Below are 20,112 nucleotides of genomic sequence, written 5' to 3'. Positions count from 1 at the left end.
GGCATGCCGCAGTAGCGGCTTCTCAGTTAGGGACGAGCCTGCCTGAAGGCAGCACATCCTGCCGAGTTTTGAGGAGCCGGCGCACAATGATGTGCGCCGGCAATCGCTTGAAAGCCTCATTAGGTCGCAGAGTCCGAAAGCCGTATTTTTATGCTCCCGGCCCTGGCGTTTCTGGTGCCACGTGTCCTAGAGCATCCAGCTCTGCATAATCAGCTTCGCTGAGCTCGAAATTGGCTGCAGCGACATTCTCTTCCAAGTGTTTGACCTTGCTGGTGCCAGGAATCGGCAGAATGACTCTGCTGCGTTTTAGCACCCAGGCAAGTGCGATTTGGCTCGGGGTGAAGGCGGTCTTTTTTGCCAGGCGGTCCAGGAAGGAGCCTGACTTGGCGAGATCGCCGGCGCCCAGCGGGAATCAAGGGATGAAACCAATTCCCTGACTGGCGCAGTAATCAACGACGTCTTCGTAGCGGCGCGTTCCAGTTGGCTCATTAACCCAGACTGCGTGTCATCCAGGAAAATTGCGCAAATGCCATGGCCGCTATGGCCAACCAGCACCTGACCAAGATTCGTCTGACCTACTGCGTAGCGAATGGCCGTGGTTTTGGAGCCAACGGGGGAGCGGAAAATGAGGTTGATCGACGACAGCAGCGAAGTGTTCATGAAAGGTGGTCCTGATCAGATCTATTGATGAGGTCAGGTTACGGTCTAGGCCCGATGCCGGCACTCCGCTCCTTGCGATTGAATTTTTGCGTGGTTGCATGACTGTAGAGCCGATTTCTTTCACTATTTTTGAATGACCGTTATGGGTCAAAAGCGGAACTCTCCACTAACGCTCAGGTTTCATGGCACCTCCATTTGGGCCTCATCGAGGCTTAGAGCTGTCTATGAAACTAGCGGCGATTCATTGTGATCTTAAATGGCAGCAGTCACGCGTAGAGCCAACTCAGTTCGGTTAGTCACCTTGGCTTTTCGAAAAAGCGCATGAATCTGGTTGCGTACTGTATTAGGGCTCGAACCCAGCTGCCGGGCAATTTGCTTATTGCTTATTCCACTGGCTACTAGCTTCAGTATTTCAAGCTCCCGGGCGGTGAACTGATACCAATCCAACTCTTCAATTTCCTGGGTTGGAGGAGGCACATAGGCAGGAGTTTTAGACGTGTGTAGGTCGTTTGCTTGTCGCACCAAGTCAGCCACGATGGCTTTGACGCGTTCTACGTCGCTCCAGCGCTTTGTGGAACTGATGACGGCGAACAGCAAATGGTTTTCGCTGATCGGGGTCGCATCGATAGCGAAACGCCTGCCCAAGGTTGGCTCCTGCAGGAGCAGGCGGCGGCCTATGCAGGTGCATTTTCCTAGGTCAATCAAGGACGGGGCTCGGACGGCAGCCCAGAGGGCTACGAGGGAAGCGCAATGGCTTTGCAGGGTTTCTGGTTCTTCATGGATTTCGCCCTGCATGAAGAGCAATTGCTCGAAGTGAACTGCCGGGCCATTTACTGAGGCGGTACCGACAGCAACGCAGTCCACATCAAGGTCAGCCAGGGGGGGCGATTCAATGCTTTCACCAAGCACTTCCCAGCCGTTTTTGACCTTTTCCATGTTCCGCTCTCCGTGCTGTCATAGCGCATCAGAAGCCTGAGGTCAGGCTCCTGATTAGCATATTTTTCTCGATTATATGGAGAAACGGATACCTCCGCGACTAATGCCATTAGTGGGGCTTGATCTAGCAACATCCACTTACAGATGAACAGCAGGCGGTCGCCTGAGCACCCTCAAACGGCAACAGTCCTTTAGTCACTTTCGGGTCCCTTAGTGCCGGTGTATTGCAGTCAAACAAAACCGCCTCGGCCAATGGTGGTTCGTTCACGCTGCGCAGTCCGAGGAAGGAGCCCTGATAAGGGGGCCTCATCATGAGGTCATAGGTTTTCGCACAGACCGCCACTCGCTCCCCGCGCCTATACACATGGTTATCGTCATCGCGGACTTCGCTCCAGGGGCCTCGGTACATGACGGCCTGACCGAGCTCCCAGCAAGGCCCTTGCTTTCCCTTATATGCCTGGACTGTGCACATCCGGATTTCCGCATCGCCGATCCTGTCGATAGCTTCTGCTGCCGTTGCCGACCAATGAAGGGTAATCCCATGGAAGCCTGCACGTTCGAACGCGCTGATGACTGCTTGCTCAGATGGAATCCTTAGCGGCGCCCCAGCAGGTGCGGAGCGTACGGATTGCAGCGAATTCAGTGGTTCGTCGCTCACCAGAACCGCGCAAAGAACGGACCCGCTGAGACTGAGCGCGCGGAAAGTTTCGGACATCAGTTGTTGCTCGCTTTCAGCACCGACACGGTTGAGAGCGAAGTCCATTACGATCCGGCTAGCCCATCCCGACGGGACGGCTGGAGAGCGCTCTATCCCGAAGCGCAGCTTTTCTTCCAGGGCTAGGTAGCCGTCGATGTCACGGAGTACCGCGCCTTGCAGTAACGTCTCTATCACACCAGCATCGCGGGACAGATCTGAGAGCGCCATCAGTCGAACTGCGCGAGCCTTGGCGACCAACGCCGTGCTTTTGCGCAGGCTCCGCGATTCGTTGTCGGCAATCAGCAGTTCACCGCTTAAGCCATTGGCACAAAGGGGGAGAAGGTCGGAGTAACCGCCGCCCCACCATAGCGTGCGGGGCGAATCTGTAACACTCGCATCGTGGTCGAGGTCTTTACTCACCAATGATGCGATATGCATCAACTCCCGCTGCCACGGCTCCAGCCTAACGGCTGCGGTATCAAGCATGTTCATTTGCGGCTATGTCCTGGGTGTCCAGATAATGGCGGTACTCGGTGTGGGCGGGCAGAACCTCGCCGAAGCGTTCTAGATAGCGCTGAATCGGTTGTGATGATCGAACGAACCGGTCCTGGCACACCTTTAGTGTTTCCATCGTGGTTTCGGTGAAGTGCAATCCATGCTCGCGCAGGCTCCGCAGCCATTGGCGATCGAACGCCCATGGATAGGCGCCGATTTCCAAGTTCGTCTGGGCGAAGGTTAGATAGCCGCGCTGGCGAATGTTGATGGCCTTAAGATCAACGTCCTTCAGGCTGTCGTAGAAGATCACCGTGTTGGGCCGGGTGACTTCGCAGAAGACTCGCCAGAGGTCGCGCATGGACGGGCTAGTCTCGTCGTCTACCACCAGGTTGACGTACTCGCCGGCAGGTACCCAGCGGAAGATGCTGGAGACACTGGCCTGGAACACGTCCTGATGCAGCAGGTTGAGTGCCTGGTCAGTGGCGACGGTGTGCAGCTCGGAGTGGTGCCGGTCCGACAGCAGTCGTTCGATGCCCATCCATTGCTGATACAGGCCGTAGCGCTTACCGCTGTAGCGTCCGTCCACCGAACTGCCGATGACGATCGAGGGACGCACGACGAGGAACGGAATGCCGCATTCAGCTACAACCCGCTCGGCTGCGCGCTTGGTCAGGGTGTAATTGGTCGGGTCCTTCGGAGGCTCACTCAGCGAGGTTTCTGGTACTCGAGCACCGGAGTAGCCCGCCGAGTAGGCGGTGGATACGAAAATGAAGAAACTCACCCCCGCACGCTTGGCCGCGATAGCCAGCCTTTCGGTGAAGTCGACGTTCATCGCTTGGAGGGCGTCGTTGTCGAAGTAGTCCAGGCACCCGGCGCAGTGAACGATAGTGTCCACCTTGCCCGCGCGCAGGGTGTTTTCCAGCAGCTCTACCGTGGCAGTTTCGGCGCCTTGCCAGTGAACCGTCGTGATCTGGCCGGAAAAATCGTCCGGGTTTTTGCTCAGGGCGAGTAGCTCTCGCTGGACTTCTTCCGGAATGCTGCCGGTTTGCACTTCACGACGGGATGGCAAGACCAGATGATCTGCCCATCCATCGCTGAGCATTTGGGCGGCCATTAAGGCTCCCAAAAAGCCGGTACCGCCAGTTAGGAAAACACGCCCTCCATGGCGTGCGGTCTGCAGAGGCGTGTTCATCGGGCTCCTCCGCTCGCCACGCTGGGCGCCGTGGAGTTGGGCAATGCGCCCTGGATCATCGCTTGATCGGGAACCCCGCCGTAGGACATCAGCTTCTGATCCACGATAACGATCGGGAATGCGCTCAGGCCGTGGGCCATGAATAGCTCGGAGACCTGCTGGGCTAGTGCTCCTTCTGCGGCATTTAGCTCGGAGGTAATTTTCGGCAGGATGGTTTGTGCTGTCGTCACGGTGACAGTCAGCACCGGCCAATCGAGCTTCGCCGCAGCCAGTGCTGCCTGTGCGGCTTTCTCGATCTGTTCATCGACCTCATTGGTACCTGGCATGCAGCAACTGGCGGAGAGCACCACTACAGCTTCGTTGCCCAGCGCGCGTTTGACCTGGGCGATTTCGGCGTCCGAGGCTTTGTTGAAGAAACCAAACATGTCTTGTCCCTCTTGATTGAGTGGTTACAGCACGAGAGCGACGGCCAGGCCCAGCGCCAAAGCGCAGAGAACGACGGTCAGGGTGTGGGCTATCACCAACGGGAGTCTGAAAAGCCTGAACAGCAGCATCACTTCGGGCGGGCTGGTGCCGATCGCCGCGACCAGGAACGTCACCAGCGGCCCGACTGGGAAGCCCTTCTCGATCAACGCGAAACCGATAGGCAAAGCTGCGATTGGTGAGATGTAGAGCGGCACGCCAACCAGTGCGCAGGCGAGATAGAGCCAGGGGGTCGGCAAGCTATCAACGAGTCCAATGAGCATGTCTTTGGGCACGGCGCCATAGATCAGGCCGCCGATCAGCAGGCCGACCAGCAGGTACGGTGCGACGGTGCGCAGTTCTTGTTTGGCGGCCAGCCAGGCGAAGCGGCTTGCCGGCTTCAAACCCGGCCACGCCGCGACTTTCTGGCCCAAGAAGGTTGCGCTGCTCTGCGGGGCCGGAGTGATGGTGACGTGCTTGGCCATCCCCAGGCGGCCGGCGATCACGCCGGCCGCCGAGGTCAGGGCAAGGCCGGCAATTATGAACACCGCTCCGGGAATGAAACCGACAGTCAGAAACAGCAGGATGAAGACGCCTTCGTTGACCACCGGAGAAGCCACCAGAAAGGCGAAGCTCGGAACGAAGCCCACCCCCGCCCTGAGCATGCCGCTCAGAAGGGGAATGGTTGAGCACGAGCAGAACGGTGTAATCACGCCACCCACGCTGGCGGTAAATGCTGACCGCCAGCCTGACGAACCAAGCAAGGTGCCTTGTGTCGCTTGAAATGGCATTTTCTGCTGCAGCATCACTACGGACCATGTGACCAGCAGGAAAAGCCCAATAAGTAGGGCGCCATCCATGAGCAGGAACTCGAAGAATGCGCGAATACCCTGCGCTAAGGTCGTGTTATCGGACATAAAAGCTCCGCCGGTACGGATGGGCGGACTGGAACAACGCTTAGGCGTTTGCCAGCCCTGCGTTCAAGGTCGGGGTACCACCGTAGGTCTGCATCGACTCAATCAGGGCGGCTGATACCACCGGGTCGAAGTCGGCCTTGTCGAGGGTCTCAACATAGGTGTCCAGTGCCTCGATGCGGATTTCGTCAATGTCAGTCTTCAGATCGCCCAGAGTGAGGGCCCCACAATCGATATTCAGGCGATCGCAGAGGAAGTGGCAGCTAGTGCTGACCATGCTGAAGAGCTCTGGCATGACACGATGGTGTGCCCACTTGAGGCTTTCGTGGACGCCTTCAGGGTCTTTGGCAATCAGGTTGCGAATACGGGCCAGACCGATTTCCAGGTGCTCCAACTCGTCGTCGAGGATCTTGTTGGCCAGTGCTGCGGTATCCGGGTCGCCCTGACGCACCAGGGTGCGGTACAAGACGATGGCCATGGTTTCGGTCATCAGGTCCTGGATCACCAGGCAGGCCGCTAAGTCCTTGTTTTGTACGGCGGTGCTGAAGTGCCGGCGGATGTTGAACCACTGCGGTTCGACGATCTCGCGCATGACGTTGTAGTCGTGGCGCTTGCCCAGGCTGGCCAGCATTTGAATGTGCTTGGACTCTTCGTGAGCCTGCTTGACGGTCTCGATCTTGCTCTCGGTATCCGGCATCAGCGGGACCATTTCCGAGTAGTTTTCGACCGCCATGATCTCGCCTGCGATCGCGTTCGAGGCGATGTAAGCCAGCAGGTTGAAGTAGCCGTCGCTCTTGTTGTGCTCGGTGCCGAGCACTTCGCGGCGGCTGACGGAGCGAAGGTCGATCGGGGCGTGCGCAGTTGGCTGAATGCCGGCAGATGCTTCTTGCATTTCTTATCCTCCCATTAGGCTTCAAGGGCAGTCCCTTGCCGCGGGAATTGTCGGGAGGATGATGGCGCGAGGCCATAGTACATAGCTTCTATTCAAGACAGGCTCATTGACCCCTACCATGGGTCAGATAACGACGCAGCGGTCATTTGCTGCGTTTCATGGAAGAGGCTGGGGTAAAAAATGAAAACAAGAACCTGGGCAGCCCGGCACATTGGTGTGCCTGCGCTGTGGATGCTGGGGGCGTTGCTCTGCCTGTCCGGCTGCAATCGCGAGGCAGAGTCGATAGCAGAGACGAAGTCGATACGCGTCAGCGTCGTCGGGGCCAGCACTATCGCGCCACTGATCAGCGAGCTGGCCAAGGCCTATGAGAAGGAGCATCCGGGAGTTCGCATCGAAGTGCAGGCGGGCGGAAGTGCACGCGGCATCATGGATGTGCGCAGCGGTACCGCTGTGCTTGGCATGGTTTCTCGCGACCTCAAACCCGATGAGCAGGATCTTAAGCATGCTCTGCTCGCCAAGGACGGTATTGGCATGATCGTAAACAAGAGCAATCCGGTTGCCGGGCTGAGCAAGGAGCAGGTCATCGGGATCTATACCGGCCAAATCACTAACTGGAAGGAAGTGGGCGGCGACGACTCACCGATCACTGTGGTGAGCAAGGCGGAAGGCCGCTCCACACTGGAGATTTTCAGCAGTTTCTTCGGCATTCCCTACAAGGATATCAAGGCCCACGTCATCATCGGCGACAACCAGCAAGGCATTCAGACCGTTGCCGGATCTCCTGCCGCTGTGGGCTATGTCTCCATCGGCTCGGCGGAGTACGAAGCTGGGCAAGGCGCGGCCATTCGCCTGATCCCCATGGGCGACCAGGTTCCTTCGACCGCTTCCGTGGCCTCGGGGCAGTACGCGATCAGCCGTGACCTGAACCTGGTCTACAAGACGCCGCTGAATGAGCAGGTCCAGGACTTCGTGGCCTATGCGCAATCGAAGCAGGCCGAGGACTTCGTCACGCGGATGTACTTCATCCCGGTCGTGAAATAACGGCCGGCGTTGCTGGCCAGGGCCGCTTCATGACACTACCTATCGTTGAGTCGATCTCACGGCCGCCGTCGGCGCTGCGCGGATGGGCGTTCTGGTCGGCAATGACCATGCTGGCCTTGCTCGGGGCGGCGATCGTATTCTTGATCGTCGCGTTTCTCCTGGGTGAGGCGCTCCCCTTGATCAGCAAGGGAGGCTTCACCCGGTTCTTCACCGACGAAGGCTGGTGGCCGAGAGATGCCAGTTTCAATATGACGCCGATGGTCGTGGCCAGCCTCTACCTGACGGTCGGGGCGCTGCTTGTGGCGACGCCGTTGAGCCTGGCGATATCGCTGGTCACCACGTTCAAGGCACCCACCGGGCTGGCGCGGTTGATGCGCAATCTGGTGGAACTCAGTGCGGCGGTGCCGACGGTGGTCTACGGCCTCTGGGGCGTGAGTGCCATCGTGCCGATCATCAACCAGTGGAGCCCTCCCGGAGCCAGCCTGCTGGCCGGTGTCCTGGTGGTGGCCCTGATGATCATCCCGACCATTACCGTCCTGACCCAATCAGCCATCCAGACGGTACCGTTCGCCTATGTGCAGGGCGCTGCGGCACTGGGTGTTTCCGAGAATCAGACCCTGCTGCGCATAGTCGTGCCGGCGGCGAGGCAAGGCATTTTCTCTGCCATGGTGCTCGGCGCGGCCAGGGCCATCGGGGAAACCATGGTGGTCCTGATGGTCTGCGGCAATATCGTGCAAGTCCCTACTTCGTTGTTTGAACCCATTCGAGCGCTGACGGCCAACATCGCGCTTGAGATGCCCTACGCCATGGGCGATCACCGGGCCTCGCTGTTCGTGGCTGGTCTGCTGATGTTGCTGTTGGTCAGCGTGCTGGTGGCTGCAGGCGAGTGGGTTGGCCGACGTCAGCGGGAGATGGGTGTATGAGTCGGATCCCCTTGCCCCGACTCTATGAGTTGGCCTGGACGGCATTGCTCTACGGCCTGGCCCTCGGGGCGATCTCAATGCTGCTGTGGCCGTTGCTGACGGTGTTCGGCAACGGAGTCCAGGTTCTGAGCTGGGATTTCCTGTCGTCCAGTCCAGTCGATGCTGGCCGTGGCGGCGGCATTGCGCCGATTCTGGTTTCGACGCTGGGCATCGTGCTAGTCAGCCTGGCGGCCGCGCTGCCGCTGTCGTTCGGTGTAGCGGTGATGCTGACCGAAGGGTTCAAGCCAGACGGCTGGCCAGCAACGGTTGTGCGCTGCAGCCTCGACATCTTGGCCGGCGTACCGTCCGTGGTGTTTGGGCTTTTCGGTCTCAGCCTGTTCTGTCGGCAGTTGGGGTTGGGTTATTCCATTCTGGCCGGAGGCCTAACCCTAGCCTGCATGATCCTCCCGACCCTAGCCCGCTCGCTGGCGTTTTCGCTGGAAGCGGCGGCCATGGCTCATCGTTCGGGTGGCGCGGCACTCGGGTTGTCGCGGCAAGCCGTGCTGTTGCGGGTGATGGTGCCGGTGGCGCTACCGGGCATTTGCGCCGGGATCGTGCTGGCGTTGACCAGGGCTCTGGCCGAAACGGCGGTATTGCTGTTCACCAGCGGTTACTCGGACCGGATGCCGCAATCATTGCTCGACTCGGGGCGAAGCGTCTCGGTGCACATCTATGATCTGGCCACCAACGTACCCGGCGGCACGCCGAACGCCTATGGATCGGCCCTCGCGCTTCTTCTGCTCCTGGCACTGCTCAGTTTCGCAGTGCATGCCCTGACCCGGTGGATGCAGCGGCGCATGACTGGCACAACGACAGGGAGTTATTGACGATGACCAACAAGACTGGGGCGGCAACGCTCGAATCCTCGGTGCGAGCAGTCTCCAGCATCGCAGGCACCGTTACGCACCTAAATACCGCAGCCGAAGGGCATATCGAGATTCAGGACCTGTCGGTGAGTTATGGCAAGCGGGTGGTGGTCGAGGGGGTAAGCCTGCGGGTACCGAGAAACTCGGTCACGGCCCTGATCGGTCCTTCCGGCTGCGGTAAGTCCAGCTTGCTGCACTGCCTAAACCGCCTCAACGACCTGGTTCCCGAGTGCTCGGTATCCGGCTCGATCAGCTTCAGCTGGATGGATAGCAAGCGCCTGTTGAAGGATCCGACCCAGCTGCGCCGGCAGGTCGGGATGCTGTTCCAGCGGCCCAATCCGTTTCCCTTCTCCATTCGCAAGAATCTCGAGTTCGCGCTGCGGCAGCATGGAATCAAGGCGCGGGACGAGATCAATGCGCGGATTGAGGCCTCGCTGAAGGAAGTGGGCCTGTGGGAAGAGGTACATGATCGCCTCGATGGCCCGGCTCTGGCGCTGTCTGGCGGGCAACAGCAGCGCTTGTGTCTCGCCAGGGCGCTGGTACTCGGGCCGGAGGTGCTCTTGATGGACGAGCCCTGCAGTGCCCTCGACCCTATCTCGACGCAAACGATCGAGGCGCTAATCTCAAGCCTGTCCCAGCGGCGAACCATTGTCCTGGTCACCCACAGCCTGAGTCAGGCCCGCCGGGTTGCCGATCAGGTGGCGGTGTTCTGGAAGGTCGAGGGCGTGGGAAGGCTGATCGAGTGCGGCAAGGCGCGGGAGGTTTTCGAGCGGCCCCGTCATGAACTGACCCAGGCCTATCTGCAATTCGCCTGAACTGAACAGTTGGCGTAGCAGGGCGCCATGGTACATCGGTTCCATTGTGGGTAAAGCGCGGCGATTTCTACCATGGCCGCATGAACACTATCTCTGCTAAACCCGTGCAATACCCGACCGCGAGAGTGAAAACCCTCCCGCTTCATGTCCATGATGTGCTCAAGCATGCGGCAAGGGTGCACGCCGCAGTGAAAGTAACGTCCATCGCTCTCGACGGCGCTGTCGAACGCCAGAGCTATGCGGAACTTGCCGTTACCGCTCGTGATTGCGCCGCGCAACTCCATGCCCTTGGATTCCAGCCAGGCGATGCGCTTGTCAGCTTTGGCCTGAGCTCGCTCGATCAGATGGCCTGGCTCTACGGGGCACTCGACCAAGGAGTGGTCACCCACCTGCTGAACCCCCAGCATCGCTCCGAAGACCTGGGGCTCTTCCTCCAACAGATACGTCCGAAGCTGGTGCTGCATGACGCTGCTACCGCTGGCGCAGTTCAGGCTTTTCAGGGCCTGCTAAAGGGATGTGCAGTGCGTGCGATGAATCATCGCGATGCCGAGGGCTCCAACGGCTATGTGCCAGCACAGTTCCCCGAGGACACCCTTTCCCACGTCTGCTACTCGTCCGGCACCACCGGTACGCCGAAAGTCGTCGAGTACACACACCGTTCGACGCTACTGCACACCTGGGCTTGTGCCGTGCCGGACGCGATGGGCCTGACCGGCGCCGACCGGGTCATGCCGCTGATGCAAAACTTCCATGCCAGCGCCTGGGGCGCTCCGTTTGTGTGCCCGATGGTGGGCGCCGAGTTGATCCTGGTTCCGTCAACCCGTGATCCCGCCCAATGGTTCCAGTGGATCGAAGAGCATCAGGTCACCGTGCTGGGGGCGGTATCGGCTCACTGGCTGGCGCTTGCTCGCTACATGCAGGCCACCGGGCAGCGCTTCAGCACCCTTCACCGGACCGTTGTCGGAGGAACCCGCCTGCCGTTCGAGGTGGCGTATTTCATTCAGGAGCGACTGGGCGTCGAGGTATGTCACGCCTGGGGCATGACAGAGACCTCGCCGCTGGCCACCATCGAACGGTTCGATGGCAGTGCGACGGACTTGGGACATGGACAGCCGGTATTCGGCATCGAGCTGGCGGTGCGCGGTGACGATGCGGAATGCGTGGCCGAGGGTACCGGCGAGCTTATGGTGCGGGGGCACTGGGTAGCCACCGGCGCCGAGCAGGACGACTGGCTGGCGACCGGCGACTTCGCGACCCTTCAAGCCGATGCGCGGCTCGATGTCAGCGATCGGCTGAGCGACTCATTGCTGGTCGGTGGCGCTCCCCTCAGTTCCGCCCTGGTCGAACACCGGGCCAGACAGGTGCCGGGCGTCGCGGATGCGGCGCTGGTGATCTGCGAGCCCGGCAGCGGCCACAGCGTTCTGGCCTGGGTCGCGGCTCCCGATGCAGAGCCCGATACCGTTGTTGCCGAACTACAGGCGGTGCTGGCGCAAGCCTTCAAGGGCTGGTGCCCGACCCGGTGCACCGTCGTGGATGCGTTCCCCTACACCGCATCGGCGAAGGTCCAGAAACACCTCCTCAAAGCACAAATCGCTCCCCAGAACGAAAGCGATGTTGCCCCAACCCTTCCTTCACGTGCTGATGCCTGACTCATGACGCAAATATCGAAAACCGCAGCGGTAGATTCTGTTCATACGAGCGGGCTGAAGAGCTCGCTGCCCCTGGAGCGGTACGTGACGTGGGTGGTGGACCATCGGCGATGGGTTATCGCCATCGTGCTGGCGCTGTCGGCGTTCTTTGCGTTCTTTGCCGCCAAGCAGCAGGTCATCATCAACCCGGCTGCCGTGGTGCCGCAGAACCACCCTTACATCAAGGCGACCAACACTATCGAGAAGATCTTTGGCTCGAAGTACCTGGTGGTGATCGGTCTGACCCCAACCCAGGGCGACGCCTTGCAGCCCCAGGTGTTGGAGGCGGTGAAGCGCATCACCGACAAGCTCTATGCGGCGCCGTCGGTCACTAAGCAGACGCTGCTCAGCCTGTCATCGCGGCAGGCCAAGAGCATCCGCGGCAACGCTGACGGCTTCGAGGCTAAACCGCTACTGAGTGACCAGTTGCCGTCCAGCGCGGCGCAGATCGAGGAGCTGAAGGCGGCGATCAACGCTAACCCGGTGTACCGGGACACGGTGATCTCCAGTGACTGGCGCACCGCGACGATCATGCTGGAGCTCAAGGAAAACCCCAACGGCTTCGGAGCGATGTTGTCCGATGTTCGTCAGATCCTGAGCCAGGAGAATACGCCGGGCATCGAGATCTCCCTGAGTGGCAACCCGGTGTTCTTGCATCAGGCTGAAGTCTTCGCCGACCGGATCAACTGGCTGTTCCCGATCGCGGTACTGGTCATCGGCCTGCTGCACTACGAAGCGTTCCGGACTCGCCAGGGGCTTGTTCTGCCGCTGGTGACGGCGCTGCTGTCGGTAGTCTGGGGCGTGGGGATCATGGGGTTGATGAAGGTGCCAATGGACATCTTCAACTCGCCGACGCCGATCCTGATCCTTGCCGTTGCGGCAGGGCACGCGGTGCAGTTGCTCAAGCGCTACTACGAACGCTTCATCGAGCTGGTGAACGGTCAGCAGATGGACCCTGTGGTGGCCAACCGGTTGGCGACGATTCAGTCGCTGGCGGCTGTGGGCCCAGTGCTGGTGATCGCTGGCGGTGTGGCGGCCCTCGGTTTCTTTTCGCTGGTGGTGTTCGAGCTGGAAACCGTACGGGCATTCGGCATCTTCACCGGCATCGGCATCTTGGCGGCCGTGCTCCTGGAGTTCACCTTTACCCCGGCAGTGCGGGCCGGACTGAAGCCCCCATCGGCCGCGCAGATAGATACCGAAACCAAGCCTCGAATCTGGGATCGCCTCAGCGCCCGAATCGCTCATTTGGTGGTGACACCGCGCAGCCGGCACTGGATTCTCGGCGGTTTTGTGGTGCTGATCGGCGTGGCGGTCGCCGGCTGGCCGCTGGTGCATGTGGATAATTCCAGCAAGAGCTTCTTCTCGGACTCGCTGCCCCTGCAACGTGATGACAACCTGCTGAACACCCAGACCGGTGGGACCAACGTGCTCTATGTGATGGTCGATACCGGCGAAGCGGACGGGGTGAAGGACCCACGCGTACTGGATGCGATCCGCTATCTGCAGGCGGATGCGGCGAAGCGTCCGATCGTGGGCAAGACACTGTCTATCGATGACTTCCTCCAGCGTATGCACGAAGCAGCGTCGGGTGACACGGGGGCAGCCACGCCGCTTCCCGACGACCGCGAGCTGATTGCTCAGTACCTGTTCCTCTACTCGATGTCAGGTGATCCGGAGGACTTTTCGGCCCACGTCGATTACGACTACCGGCGGGCAAAGATCGCGATCATGTTGCGTACCAACAGCAACGCCGAGATCGATCACTTGGTCAACGACCTGCGCCAGGTCGCGAGCGAGCATTTCCCCAGCAATGTCACTGTGTCGTTCGGCGGTGAGGTCGCGCAGACCCTGGCGGTCACCGATGTGATGGTGCACAGCAAGCTGCTCAACATCGCCCAGATCCTCGGCGTGATCTTCGCGGTGTCGGTGATCGCGTTCCGCTCGGTGATCGCCGGCCTGCTGGTGCTGTCGCCGCTGCTGGTGGTTCTGTCGCTGGTGTTTGGCGTTATGGGCTATTTCGGCGTGCCGCTGAACATCCCCAACTCACTGATCTCGGCAATGGCAGTTGGTATCGGCGCCGACTACGCGATCTACCTCATCTACCGCATCAGCGAATACACGGCCCAGGGCAAGGCGTTGCCCGAGGCCGTGGAAATGGCGATGAAAACCGCCGGCAAGGCCTGCCTATTCGTCGCCACTGCCGTGGCCGGGGGTTATGCCGTCCTTATGTTCTCCTACGACTACAAGGTTCATATGTGGCTTTCTACCTTTATCGTGCTGGCGATGCTGGCGAGCGTTTTTGCAACCTTGACCCTAATCCCGAGCGCCATCCTGGCCTTCAAACCTGGCTTCATCTTCCAGCGTCGCTCCGGTGACCGTGGCGCCGTACTGCTGATCATCCTGGCAGCCATCGGCTTCCTGACGTATTCGCAGGTCGGCTGGTCTGCGGAACTGGAGGCGAAAGAGATCATGGAGCGCAACGCGGCGGTCACCCGCTTCAGCACCTCCAAGGCCGATGCCGAGTTTGTGCTGCAGACCCAGGACGGCAGCCAGCGGATCCGTAAGTCCAACATGGCCTCAAAGCTTCAGGATAACGGGCAGGACACCATGCGCCTGGTGCGCTTCGAGGCACCTGCGGATATACGCGGGACCACGACCTTGCTGGTGGAGCGGACTGCCCAGGACGACGAGATGTGGGTGTACCTGCCAGCGATGAAGCGAGTGCGCCGTCTGGTGGCTTCGAACAAGAAGGACAGTTTCATCGGAACCGACTTCAGCTACGGCGACGTGATGGGGCACAAGGTCAGTGACTGGAAGCACACCCTGGTCAGGCAGGAGACCCGTGACGGCGTCGAGCATTACGTCATCGAGTCGCTGCCCGCCGAGGACAGCGTGCGCACCAACTCCGGCTACGCGAAACGCATGACCTGGGTCCGCAAAGATAACTTCGCGACCACCTATGTGGAAGCGACCGACGTCAGCGGGGCACCGTACAAGCAGTTCTCCTTCACCGATATCCAACTGCTGGATGCCGCCAACGGCAAGTGGCAGCCGATGAAGACCGAGGGCAAGAACCTCCAGAGCGGTCACACCACTTCCATCACCTTCTCCAACTTCAAGGTGGGTGAGGCGCTGAGCGACAGCCTCTTCTCGGCGAACAACATGGCTTCGCGCTAAGGAGAGGACATGAGCGGGTCTTTTTCCCCCGGCTGGTGGGCTGGCGCCGTCGTGCCCTTGGTTTTCTCGGTGGGCGCCTTCGCCGACGTGCCTGAAGTCACCGGTGAAGTCGCGGCAGGGGTTTGGTCATCGAACAGGATGCTGGATGACCGTCACACGATTTCATCCAATCGCGCCAAGCTCAAACTCGACTGGCAAGCCAGCGAGAGCCTGGCCTTCAGCAGCGAGGTCTGGGCCCTGTCGTCCCCCGAGCGGTTGGACGGCAGACGGGAGGATGCTGGGGTCAACGAGTTGTATGTGAAAAGCAGTGACACGCTGTGCGCCCCTGCGCTGGGCAAGAAGCTGGTGATGTGGGGCCGGGCCGATGGGATCAACCCCACCGACCAGGTGTCGCCCAGCAACTTCAGGCGCCTGACCCCGGAGACTACGGACCAGCGTACAGGCAACTGGGGGCTGCATCTGGACTGCGCTGCCGGTGTGGGAAAGCTGCAGGTCCATGTGCTCGACCGGTTCCGCTTTAATGAGGTACCGCTGGAAAAGACGCCTGGCGTAACCTTCCGCGAGCAGGATCCGGATGTTCGTCCAACGGTGGCCGTGAAGTACGATGTACTGGGTTCGGACGCGGACTGGTCGATCAGCGTGATCGATGGTCACGACCTGTTCCCTACCTTCGCAGTGCGTAGTGCCACGCCGGCTGGCGTGACCCTCGGTCAGCATGCAACCCGCATGCGTCTGATTGGAAGCGACTTCACGATCGTTCGTGGCGAGATGGCCTATCGGGGAGAGATCGCCTGGGTGGACTTCGAGCAATCGTCGGACCCGACGGTAGCACGCCGGCAGCCCTACACGTCGGCAATCGGCGGGGCCGAGTGGTACGTCGGGGATCGAGAAACCGTATCGTTGCAGGGCTTCTGGCGTCATTTGCGCTCGGTGTCGACTATCGCCAACGATCCCCTTATGGCTCAAGTGCAAGAAGCTCAGGCTCTGATCAGCAACGAACTTGATCGGGACCAGTATGGACTGACACTCCGCTACGCAAGGCCGTTGTTCGACTCAAAGGCGGATCTCGATCTGTTCGCGGTGTGGACCGAACCCCGCAATGATTGGATGCTTCGGGGCCGCCTTAAGTACGCCATCACTGACTCATGGCGGGTCAGCACAGGGTTCGACATCTTTCGGGGGCCGCAGGACTCGTTCCTGGGACACCTGAGAACGAACTCACTGACGTTCGTGGAGGCGAGTTACCTGTGGTGACACCGAGTTCATGTCGCCAAGCTCCTTCACCATGTAGACCGCAGACGTCGGGCAGAGGCTGTTGAACTCCTCCGAATTGGAAATTGCCTTTGGGGCTTGGGATCGGTCTCTGTGCTCATATCCCCGAGCCTCGAAGAAGTCGGGTGCTGTAGTGGTCAGCAGGTGAAGGCTCTGGGCTCCGTCAGCTTCCGCTATTCGCTCAAGTGCTCTGAGCAGCAGGGTACCGATCCCTGACTGTCGCTGGGCCGGTACGACAACCAGTGAGCGAATCAGACGAGTCCGGCCACGTCCTTCAATGCCCCCGTATCCCAGCTCCGTTTCTCCCCGGTGAAAGGAATAGAACATTCGGTCGGGCTGAAAAAGGTCTTGGGTCGGCAAGCCCGCTGCAGTCAGATGCGCAGCCAAGCCTTGGATATGGTCGGTACCAAGCAATCGGACAGAGATATCAGACTGGTTCATTGGGGACTCTGGGAATGGTATCGAAGGCCAGTATAGGGCCCAGAGCGCGGGCTTTTACCAGTTTTATGACGTCCCGTAAGGCGAGGCGATTGTGAATATCTGCTTTACCGCATATTTGAATAGGCATATATTCGAATTTCCAGATATTGGACGTACACGCATTCCCCAGGAGGTCACATGCGGGAAACACTGACTCCCCCCATCGTTTTCAAATGCCTGGCTGATGACACCCGGGCCCGGATGACCCTGCTGATCGCCCGTGAAGGCGAACTCTGTGTCTGCGAACTTACCCACGCGCTGGAGCTGAGCCAGCCGAAGATCTCCCGGCATCTTGCCCAGTTGCGCGAGGCTGGAATCCTGATGGATCGCCGCAAGGGTCAATGGGTGTACTACCGACTGCACCCCGAACTGCCGCAGTGGGTGGACGCGATGCTGAAGGGAGTGGTCGATGCCAACCAGGAATGGTTGAGCCTTGATGCATTGCGCCTTGCCGAAATGGGCGAACGGCCGCAGAGCCCTGTTGCTTGTGCTTGAGACTTCCCTTCGCTGATTGAGTTGTAGTCATGCTGATCGCATTTTTGATTTTCCTGGTGACGATCGTTCTCGTCATCTGGCAGCCCAAAGGCCTGGGTGTGGGCTGGAGCGCCGCACTGGGGGCCGTCGTGGCGCTGCTGGCGGGCGTCGTGAGCTTGTCCGATATCCCCGTGGTCTGGCAGATCGTCTGGAACGCTACCGCCACTTTCATCGCCGTCATCATCATCAGCCTGCTGCTGGATGAGGCGGGGTTCTTCGAGTGGGCGGCATTGCACGTGGCCCGCTGGGGCAATGGCAGCAGCCGCAAGCTGTTCGCCTTCATCATCCTGCTGGGCGCCGCTGTCTCGGCGTTGTTCGCCAACGACGGTGCGGCACTGATCCTGACTCCGATCGTCATCGCCATGCTGCTGGCCCTGCGCTTTTCCCCGGCGGCGACGCTGGCATTCGTCATGGCAGCAGGCTTTATCGCCGATACCGCGAGCCTGCCGCTGGTGGTGTCCAACCTGGTGAACATCGTCTCCGCCGACTACTTCGGCATCGGTTTCAGCGAGTACGCCTCGGTCATGGTACCGGTGAACCTGGTCAGCGTCGCCGCCACCCTGGGCATGCTGCTGTGGTTCTTCCGCAAGGACCTGCCGCGTACCTATGAACTCGACCAATTGAAGGCTCCCGAGGCCGCTATCCGCGACAAAGCGACGTTCGTTGCCGGCTGGTGGGTGCTTGCGCTGTTGCTGGTCGGCTTCTTCGCCATCGAGCCGCTGGGTGTTCCGATCAGCGCCATCGCTGCTGCCTGCGCGCTGATCCTCTACCTGATCGCCGCGCGTGGGCACGTGATTTCAACCCGCAAGGTGCTCAAGGACGCGCCTTGGCAGGTCGTGGTGTTCTCGCTTGGCATGTACCTCGTGGTCTATGGCCTGCGTAACGCCGGCCTCACCGACTACCTGACGCAGATCCTCAATGTCTTCGCCGGCTACGGGATCTGGGGCGCCTCCCTCGGGACGGGGCTGCTCGCCGCTGGCCTGTCGTCGGTCATGAACAACATGCCCACCGTGCTGGTCGGGGCCTTGTCGATCCATTCCGCCGAGGCCACCGGCATCGTGCGCGAGGCCATGATCTACGCCAACGTCATCGGCTGTGACCTCGGTCCGAAAATCACCCCCATCGGCAGCCTGGCCACCTTGCTGTGGCTGCACGTGCTGGCCCGCAAGAACATCGTCATCACCTGGGGTTACTACTTCCGCACCGGCATCGTCCTGACGCTGCCGATCCTGCTTGCCACCTTGGCCGCATTGGCCATCCGCCTGAGCTTTTGAACCGGAGATACCTGATGAAAGTCTTGTTCATGTGCACCCACAACAGCTGCCGCAGCATCCTGTCCGAGGCGCTGTTCAATCACCTGGCCCCCGAAGGTATGGAAGCTGTGAGCTCGGGCAGCTTCCCAAGCGGTAAGGTCAATGAGCGGGCACTGAATACCCTGGAAGCCGCCGGTATCCCCACCGCTGGTCTTTCAAGCAAGGCCTCGGATGCCTTCGAGAGCTCTCCTCCCGACATCGTTGTCACCGTGTGCGACCGTGCTGCCGGCGAGGCCTGCCCGATCTTCTTCGGCCCATCGCTCAAAGCCCACTGGGGCCTGGCCGACCCTTCGGCGGTCACCGGGAGTGAGGCAGAAATCGAAGAAGCCTTCCAGACAACACTTGCGAAGATCGATGAGCGCGTGCGCGCCTTCATTGCGCTGCCTTTCTCGCAACTGAGCCAGGACGAACTTAAAACCGAACTTGCCCGCATCGGCGCGCTGTAGGCCCTGGATCAATGGAGACCGAAATGAACGACCACCTGCCAAATGTCCAACCAGAACTGATTGATCTGCCGTCGCTGGAGCGGCTGGCGCCTAAGGATCCTTCCACACACAAACCGCGCATCCTGCTGCTGTACGGATCGACCCGCGAACGCTCATTCAGCCGCTTGATGGTCCAGGAAGCTGCGCGCCTGCTGGAAGAGTTCGGCGCCGAAACCCGTATTTTCGACCCTTCCGGCCTGCCGCTGCCGGATGACGCTCCGGACTCCCACGAGAAGGTGCTGGAACTCCGCGAGCTGATGCAATGGTCCGAGGGCCAGGTGTGGTGCTCGCCCGAGCGTCACGGCTCAATGAGTGCTGTCTTCAAGGCGCAGATCGATTGGGTACCGCTGGCCATGGGCGCCGTTCGCCCAACCCAGGGCAAGACCCTCGCCGTGATGCAGGTTTGTGGAGGCTCGCAGTCTTTTAATGTGGTGAACCAACTGCGCGTGCTTGGCCGCTGGATGCGTATGTTTACCATCCCGAACCAGTCGTCGGTGCCGAAAGCCTTCCTGGAGTTCGATGAAGCTGGGCGCATGAAGCCGTCTTCTTTCTACGATCGACTGGTCGACGTAATGGAGGAACTGACCAAGTTCACGCTCCTGCTGCGTGATCGGCAGGATTATTTGGTAGACCGCTACTCCGAGCGCAAAGAGTCGGCGGAAGAACTATCCAAGAGAGTCAATATTCGGTCCATTTGAGGTCATGAGCATGTCGCATCCTTACTCATTGAAATCGTTGCCCCATACTCCAAGTGCACTGATTTTTACGCCTTGTCCGGGCACCCAGAGCAGCGCTCTCGCTGAAAGCCTGGAAACGCTCAAGCAGGCCGGTGCCGTAGCGCTGGTTACGCTGATGTCGGACGCAGAGCTTCAGGAAAACGGCGTCGGCGAGCTTGGCATCGCGGCCAAGCAGCATGGGTTGGAGTGGTACCAGCTGCCGATCGAGGATGATCAGGCCCCGGATAAAAACTTCGAGGCCGGGCTGGGAGAGATCCGCCACGAGTTGGACGCTTTGCTCGCATCCAACAAGGCCCTGGCCATCCACTGCAAGGGCGGCTCCGGCCGCACCGGGCTGTTCGCTGCCCGTCTGCTGATCGAAACCGGAATGCCGCGCCGCGAGGCGATCGCATGGGTGCAGGAACTGCGCCCACGCGCGATTCAGAAGCCTGCGCACATCAACTACATCAACCAATTCGGCGAAGACTGAGCGCTCCAGCCAGACAGGAGAGACC

Annotated in this window: 21 protein-coding genes; 12 read left to right on the top strand and 9 right to left on the bottom strand. The window is 60.2% G+C overall.

What is annotated here, in order from left to right; genetic code table 11:
* Window positions 1-148: 148 nt before the first annotated feature.
* The 8 genes from GEV38_RS28140 to GEV38_RS27225 form a co-directional block, all read right to left on the bottom strand.
* On the bottom strand, window positions 149-313 hold the full coding sequence (locus GEV38_RS28140; RefSeq protein ID WP_371929272.1) for an aldo/keto reductase: 165 nt from the start codon (window positions 311-313) through the stop codon (window positions 149-151).
* Window positions 307-660 (bottom strand): hypothetical protein, encoded by a 354-nt coding sequence (locus tag GEV38_RS27485; protein WP_198749944.1) that lies wholly within the window; start codon window positions 658-660, stop codon window positions 307-309. Before GEV38_RS27485 ends, GEV38_RS28140 begins: the two co-directional genes overlap by 7 nt.
* A gap of 252 nt (window positions 661-912) precedes the next feature.
* Window positions 913-1,596, bottom strand: coding sequence for a LuxR C-terminal-related transcriptional regulator (locus tag GEV38_RS27250; RefSeq protein ID WP_054572056.1), 684 nt, complete (start codon window positions 1,594-1,596; stop codon window positions 913-915).
* A gap of 124 nt (window positions 1,597-1,720) precedes the next feature.
* Window positions 1,721-2,785, bottom strand: a complete 1,065-nt coding sequence (locus tag GEV38_RS27245; RefSeq protein ID WP_054572055.1) for a hypothetical protein — start codon at window positions 2,783-2,785, stop codon at window positions 1,721-1,723.
* Window positions 2,772-3,980, bottom strand: coding sequence for an SDR family oxidoreductase (locus GEV38_RS27240; RefSeq protein ID WP_081013912.1), 1,209 nt, complete (start codon window positions 3,978-3,980; stop codon window positions 2,772-2,774). The genes GEV38_RS27245 and GEV38_RS27240 overlap by 14 nt, the downstream gene beginning before the upstream one ends.
* Window positions 3,977-4,405: a hypothetical protein gene (locus GEV38_RS27235; RefSeq protein WP_054572053.1), complete on the bottom strand. Its 429-nt coding sequence runs from the start codon at window positions 4,403-4,405 to the stop codon at window positions 3,977-3,979. Before GEV38_RS27235 ends, GEV38_RS27240 begins: the two co-directional genes overlap by 4 nt.
* A 24-nt stretch (window positions 4,406-4,429) precedes the next feature.
* Window positions 4,430-5,359, bottom strand: a complete 930-nt coding sequence (locus tag GEV38_RS27230; protein ID WP_173896057.1) for a permease — start codon at window positions 5,357-5,359, stop codon at window positions 4,430-4,432.
* A gap of 40 nt (window positions 5,360-5,399) precedes the next feature.
* Window positions 5,400-6,248 carry a ferritin-like fold-containing protein gene (locus GEV38_RS27225; RefSeq protein ID WP_054572051.1) on the bottom strand — a complete coding sequence of 283 codons (849 nt, stop codon included), beginning with the start codon at window positions 6,246-6,248 and terminating at the stop codon, window positions 5,400-5,402.
* Between the two features lie 180 nt (window positions 6,249-6,428).
* Between GEV38_RS27225 and GEV38_RS27220 the strand changes: the two genes are divergently transcribed.
* The 7 genes from GEV38_RS27220 (at window position 6,429) to GEV38_RS27190 (ending at window position 16,051) form a co-directional block, all read left to right on the top strand.
* A complete protein-coding gene (locus GEV38_RS27220) occupies window positions 6,429-7,289 on the top strand; it encodes a phosphate ABC transporter substrate-binding protein (protein ID WP_152976789.1) in 861 nt (286 codons plus the stop codon).
* Window positions 7,290-7,318: 29 nt separating this feature from the next.
* Window positions 7,319-8,212 carry a phosphate ABC transporter permease subunit PstC gene (gene pstC / locus GEV38_RS27215; protein WP_081013910.1) on the top strand — a complete coding sequence of 298 codons (894 nt, stop codon included), beginning with the start codon at window positions 7,319-7,321 and terminating at the stop codon, window positions 8,210-8,212.
* Window positions 8,209-9,078 (top strand): phosphate ABC transporter permease PstA, encoded by an 870-nt coding sequence (pstA, locus tag GEV38_RS27210; RefSeq protein WP_054572050.1) that lies wholly within the window; start codon window positions 8,209-8,211, stop codon window positions 9,076-9,078. The genes pstC and pstA overlap by 4 nt, the downstream gene beginning before the upstream one ends.
* A 2-nt stretch (window positions 9,079-9,080) precedes the next feature.
* The gene (locus GEV38_RS27205) at window positions 9,081-9,932 is read left to right on the top strand and encodes a phosphate ABC transporter ATP-binding protein (RefSeq protein WP_081013909.1); all 852 of its coding nucleotides are present in this window, start codon (window positions 9,081-9,083) and stop codon (window positions 9,930-9,932) included.
* Between the two features lie 80 nt (window positions 9,933-10,012).
* Window positions 10,013-11,581: an AMP-binding protein gene (locus GEV38_RS27200; protein WP_081013908.1), complete on the top strand. Its 1,569-nt coding sequence runs from the start codon at window positions 10,013-10,015 to the stop codon at window positions 11,579-11,581.
* 84 nt (window positions 11,582-11,665) lie between these two features.
* Entirely contained in the window at window positions 11,666-14,797 is a 3,132-nt protein-coding gene (locus tag GEV38_RS27195) for an outer membrane lipoprotein-sorting protein (protein ID WP_173896055.1), read from the top strand.
* A 9-nt stretch (window positions 14,798-14,806) separates the two neighbouring features.
* On the top strand, window positions 14,807-16,051 hold the full coding sequence (locus tag GEV38_RS27190) for a hypothetical protein (protein ID WP_023660519.1): 1,245 nt from the start codon (window positions 14,807-14,809) through the stop codon (window positions 16,049-16,051).
* Here GEV38_RS27190 and arsN2 read toward each other — a convergent pair.
* The gene (gene arsN2 / locus GEV38_RS27185; RefSeq protein ID WP_054572046.1) at window positions 16,016-16,510 is read right to left on the bottom strand and encodes an arsenic resistance N-acetyltransferase ArsN2; all 495 of its coding nucleotides are present in this window, start codon (window positions 16,508-16,510) and stop codon (window positions 16,016-16,018) included. The two genes, GEV38_RS27190 and arsN2, sit on opposite strands and share 36 nt — an antisense overlap.
* A 177-nt stretch (window positions 16,511-16,687) precedes the next feature.
* Between arsN2 and GEV38_RS27180 the strand changes: the two genes are divergently transcribed.
* From GEV38_RS27180 to GEV38_RS27160, 5 genes are read left to right on the top strand one after another with little or no spacing between them, the layout of a single operon-like run.
* The gene (locus GEV38_RS27180; RefSeq protein WP_054572045.1) at window positions 16,688-17,044 is read left to right on the top strand and encodes a metalloregulator ArsR/SmtB family transcription factor; all 357 of its coding nucleotides are present in this window, start codon (window positions 16,688-16,690) and stop codon (window positions 17,042-17,044) included.
* Between the two features lie 29 nt (window positions 17,045-17,073).
* Complete coding sequence (locus tag GEV38_RS27175) at window positions 17,074-18,357, top strand: arsenic transporter (RefSeq protein WP_054572044.1); 1,284 nt, start codon at window positions 17,074-17,076, stop codon at window positions 18,355-18,357.
* A gap of 14 nt (window positions 18,358-18,371) precedes the next feature.
* Window positions 18,372-18,842, top strand: a complete 471-nt coding sequence (locus GEV38_RS27170) for an arsenate reductase ArsC (protein ID WP_054572043.1) — start codon at window positions 18,372-18,374, stop codon at window positions 18,840-18,842.
* A 23-nt stretch (window positions 18,843-18,865) separates the two neighbouring features.
* Window positions 18,866-19,579: an arsenical resistance protein ArsH gene (gene arsH / locus GEV38_RS27165; protein WP_023048559.1), complete on the top strand. Its 714-nt coding sequence runs from the start codon at window positions 18,866-18,868 to the stop codon at window positions 19,577-19,579.
* A gap of 4 nt (window positions 19,580-19,583) precedes the next feature.
* Window positions 19,584-20,087, top strand: a complete 504-nt coding sequence (locus GEV38_RS27160; protein WP_054572041.1) for a cyclin-dependent kinase inhibitor 3 family protein — start codon at window positions 19,584-19,586, stop codon at window positions 20,085-20,087.
* The last annotated feature ends 25 nt before the right edge of the window (window positions 20,088-20,112 follow it).

The organism is Pseudomonas sp. 13159349 (assembly GCF_013305685.1).
Lineage (GTDB): Bacteria > Pseudomonadota > Gammaproteobacteria > Pseudomonadales > Pseudomonadaceae > Aquipseudomonas > Aquipseudomonas asiatica.
The sequence above is the reverse complement of the archived record's forward strand: the minus strand, read 5'-3'. Positions and strand labels throughout refer to the sequence as shown.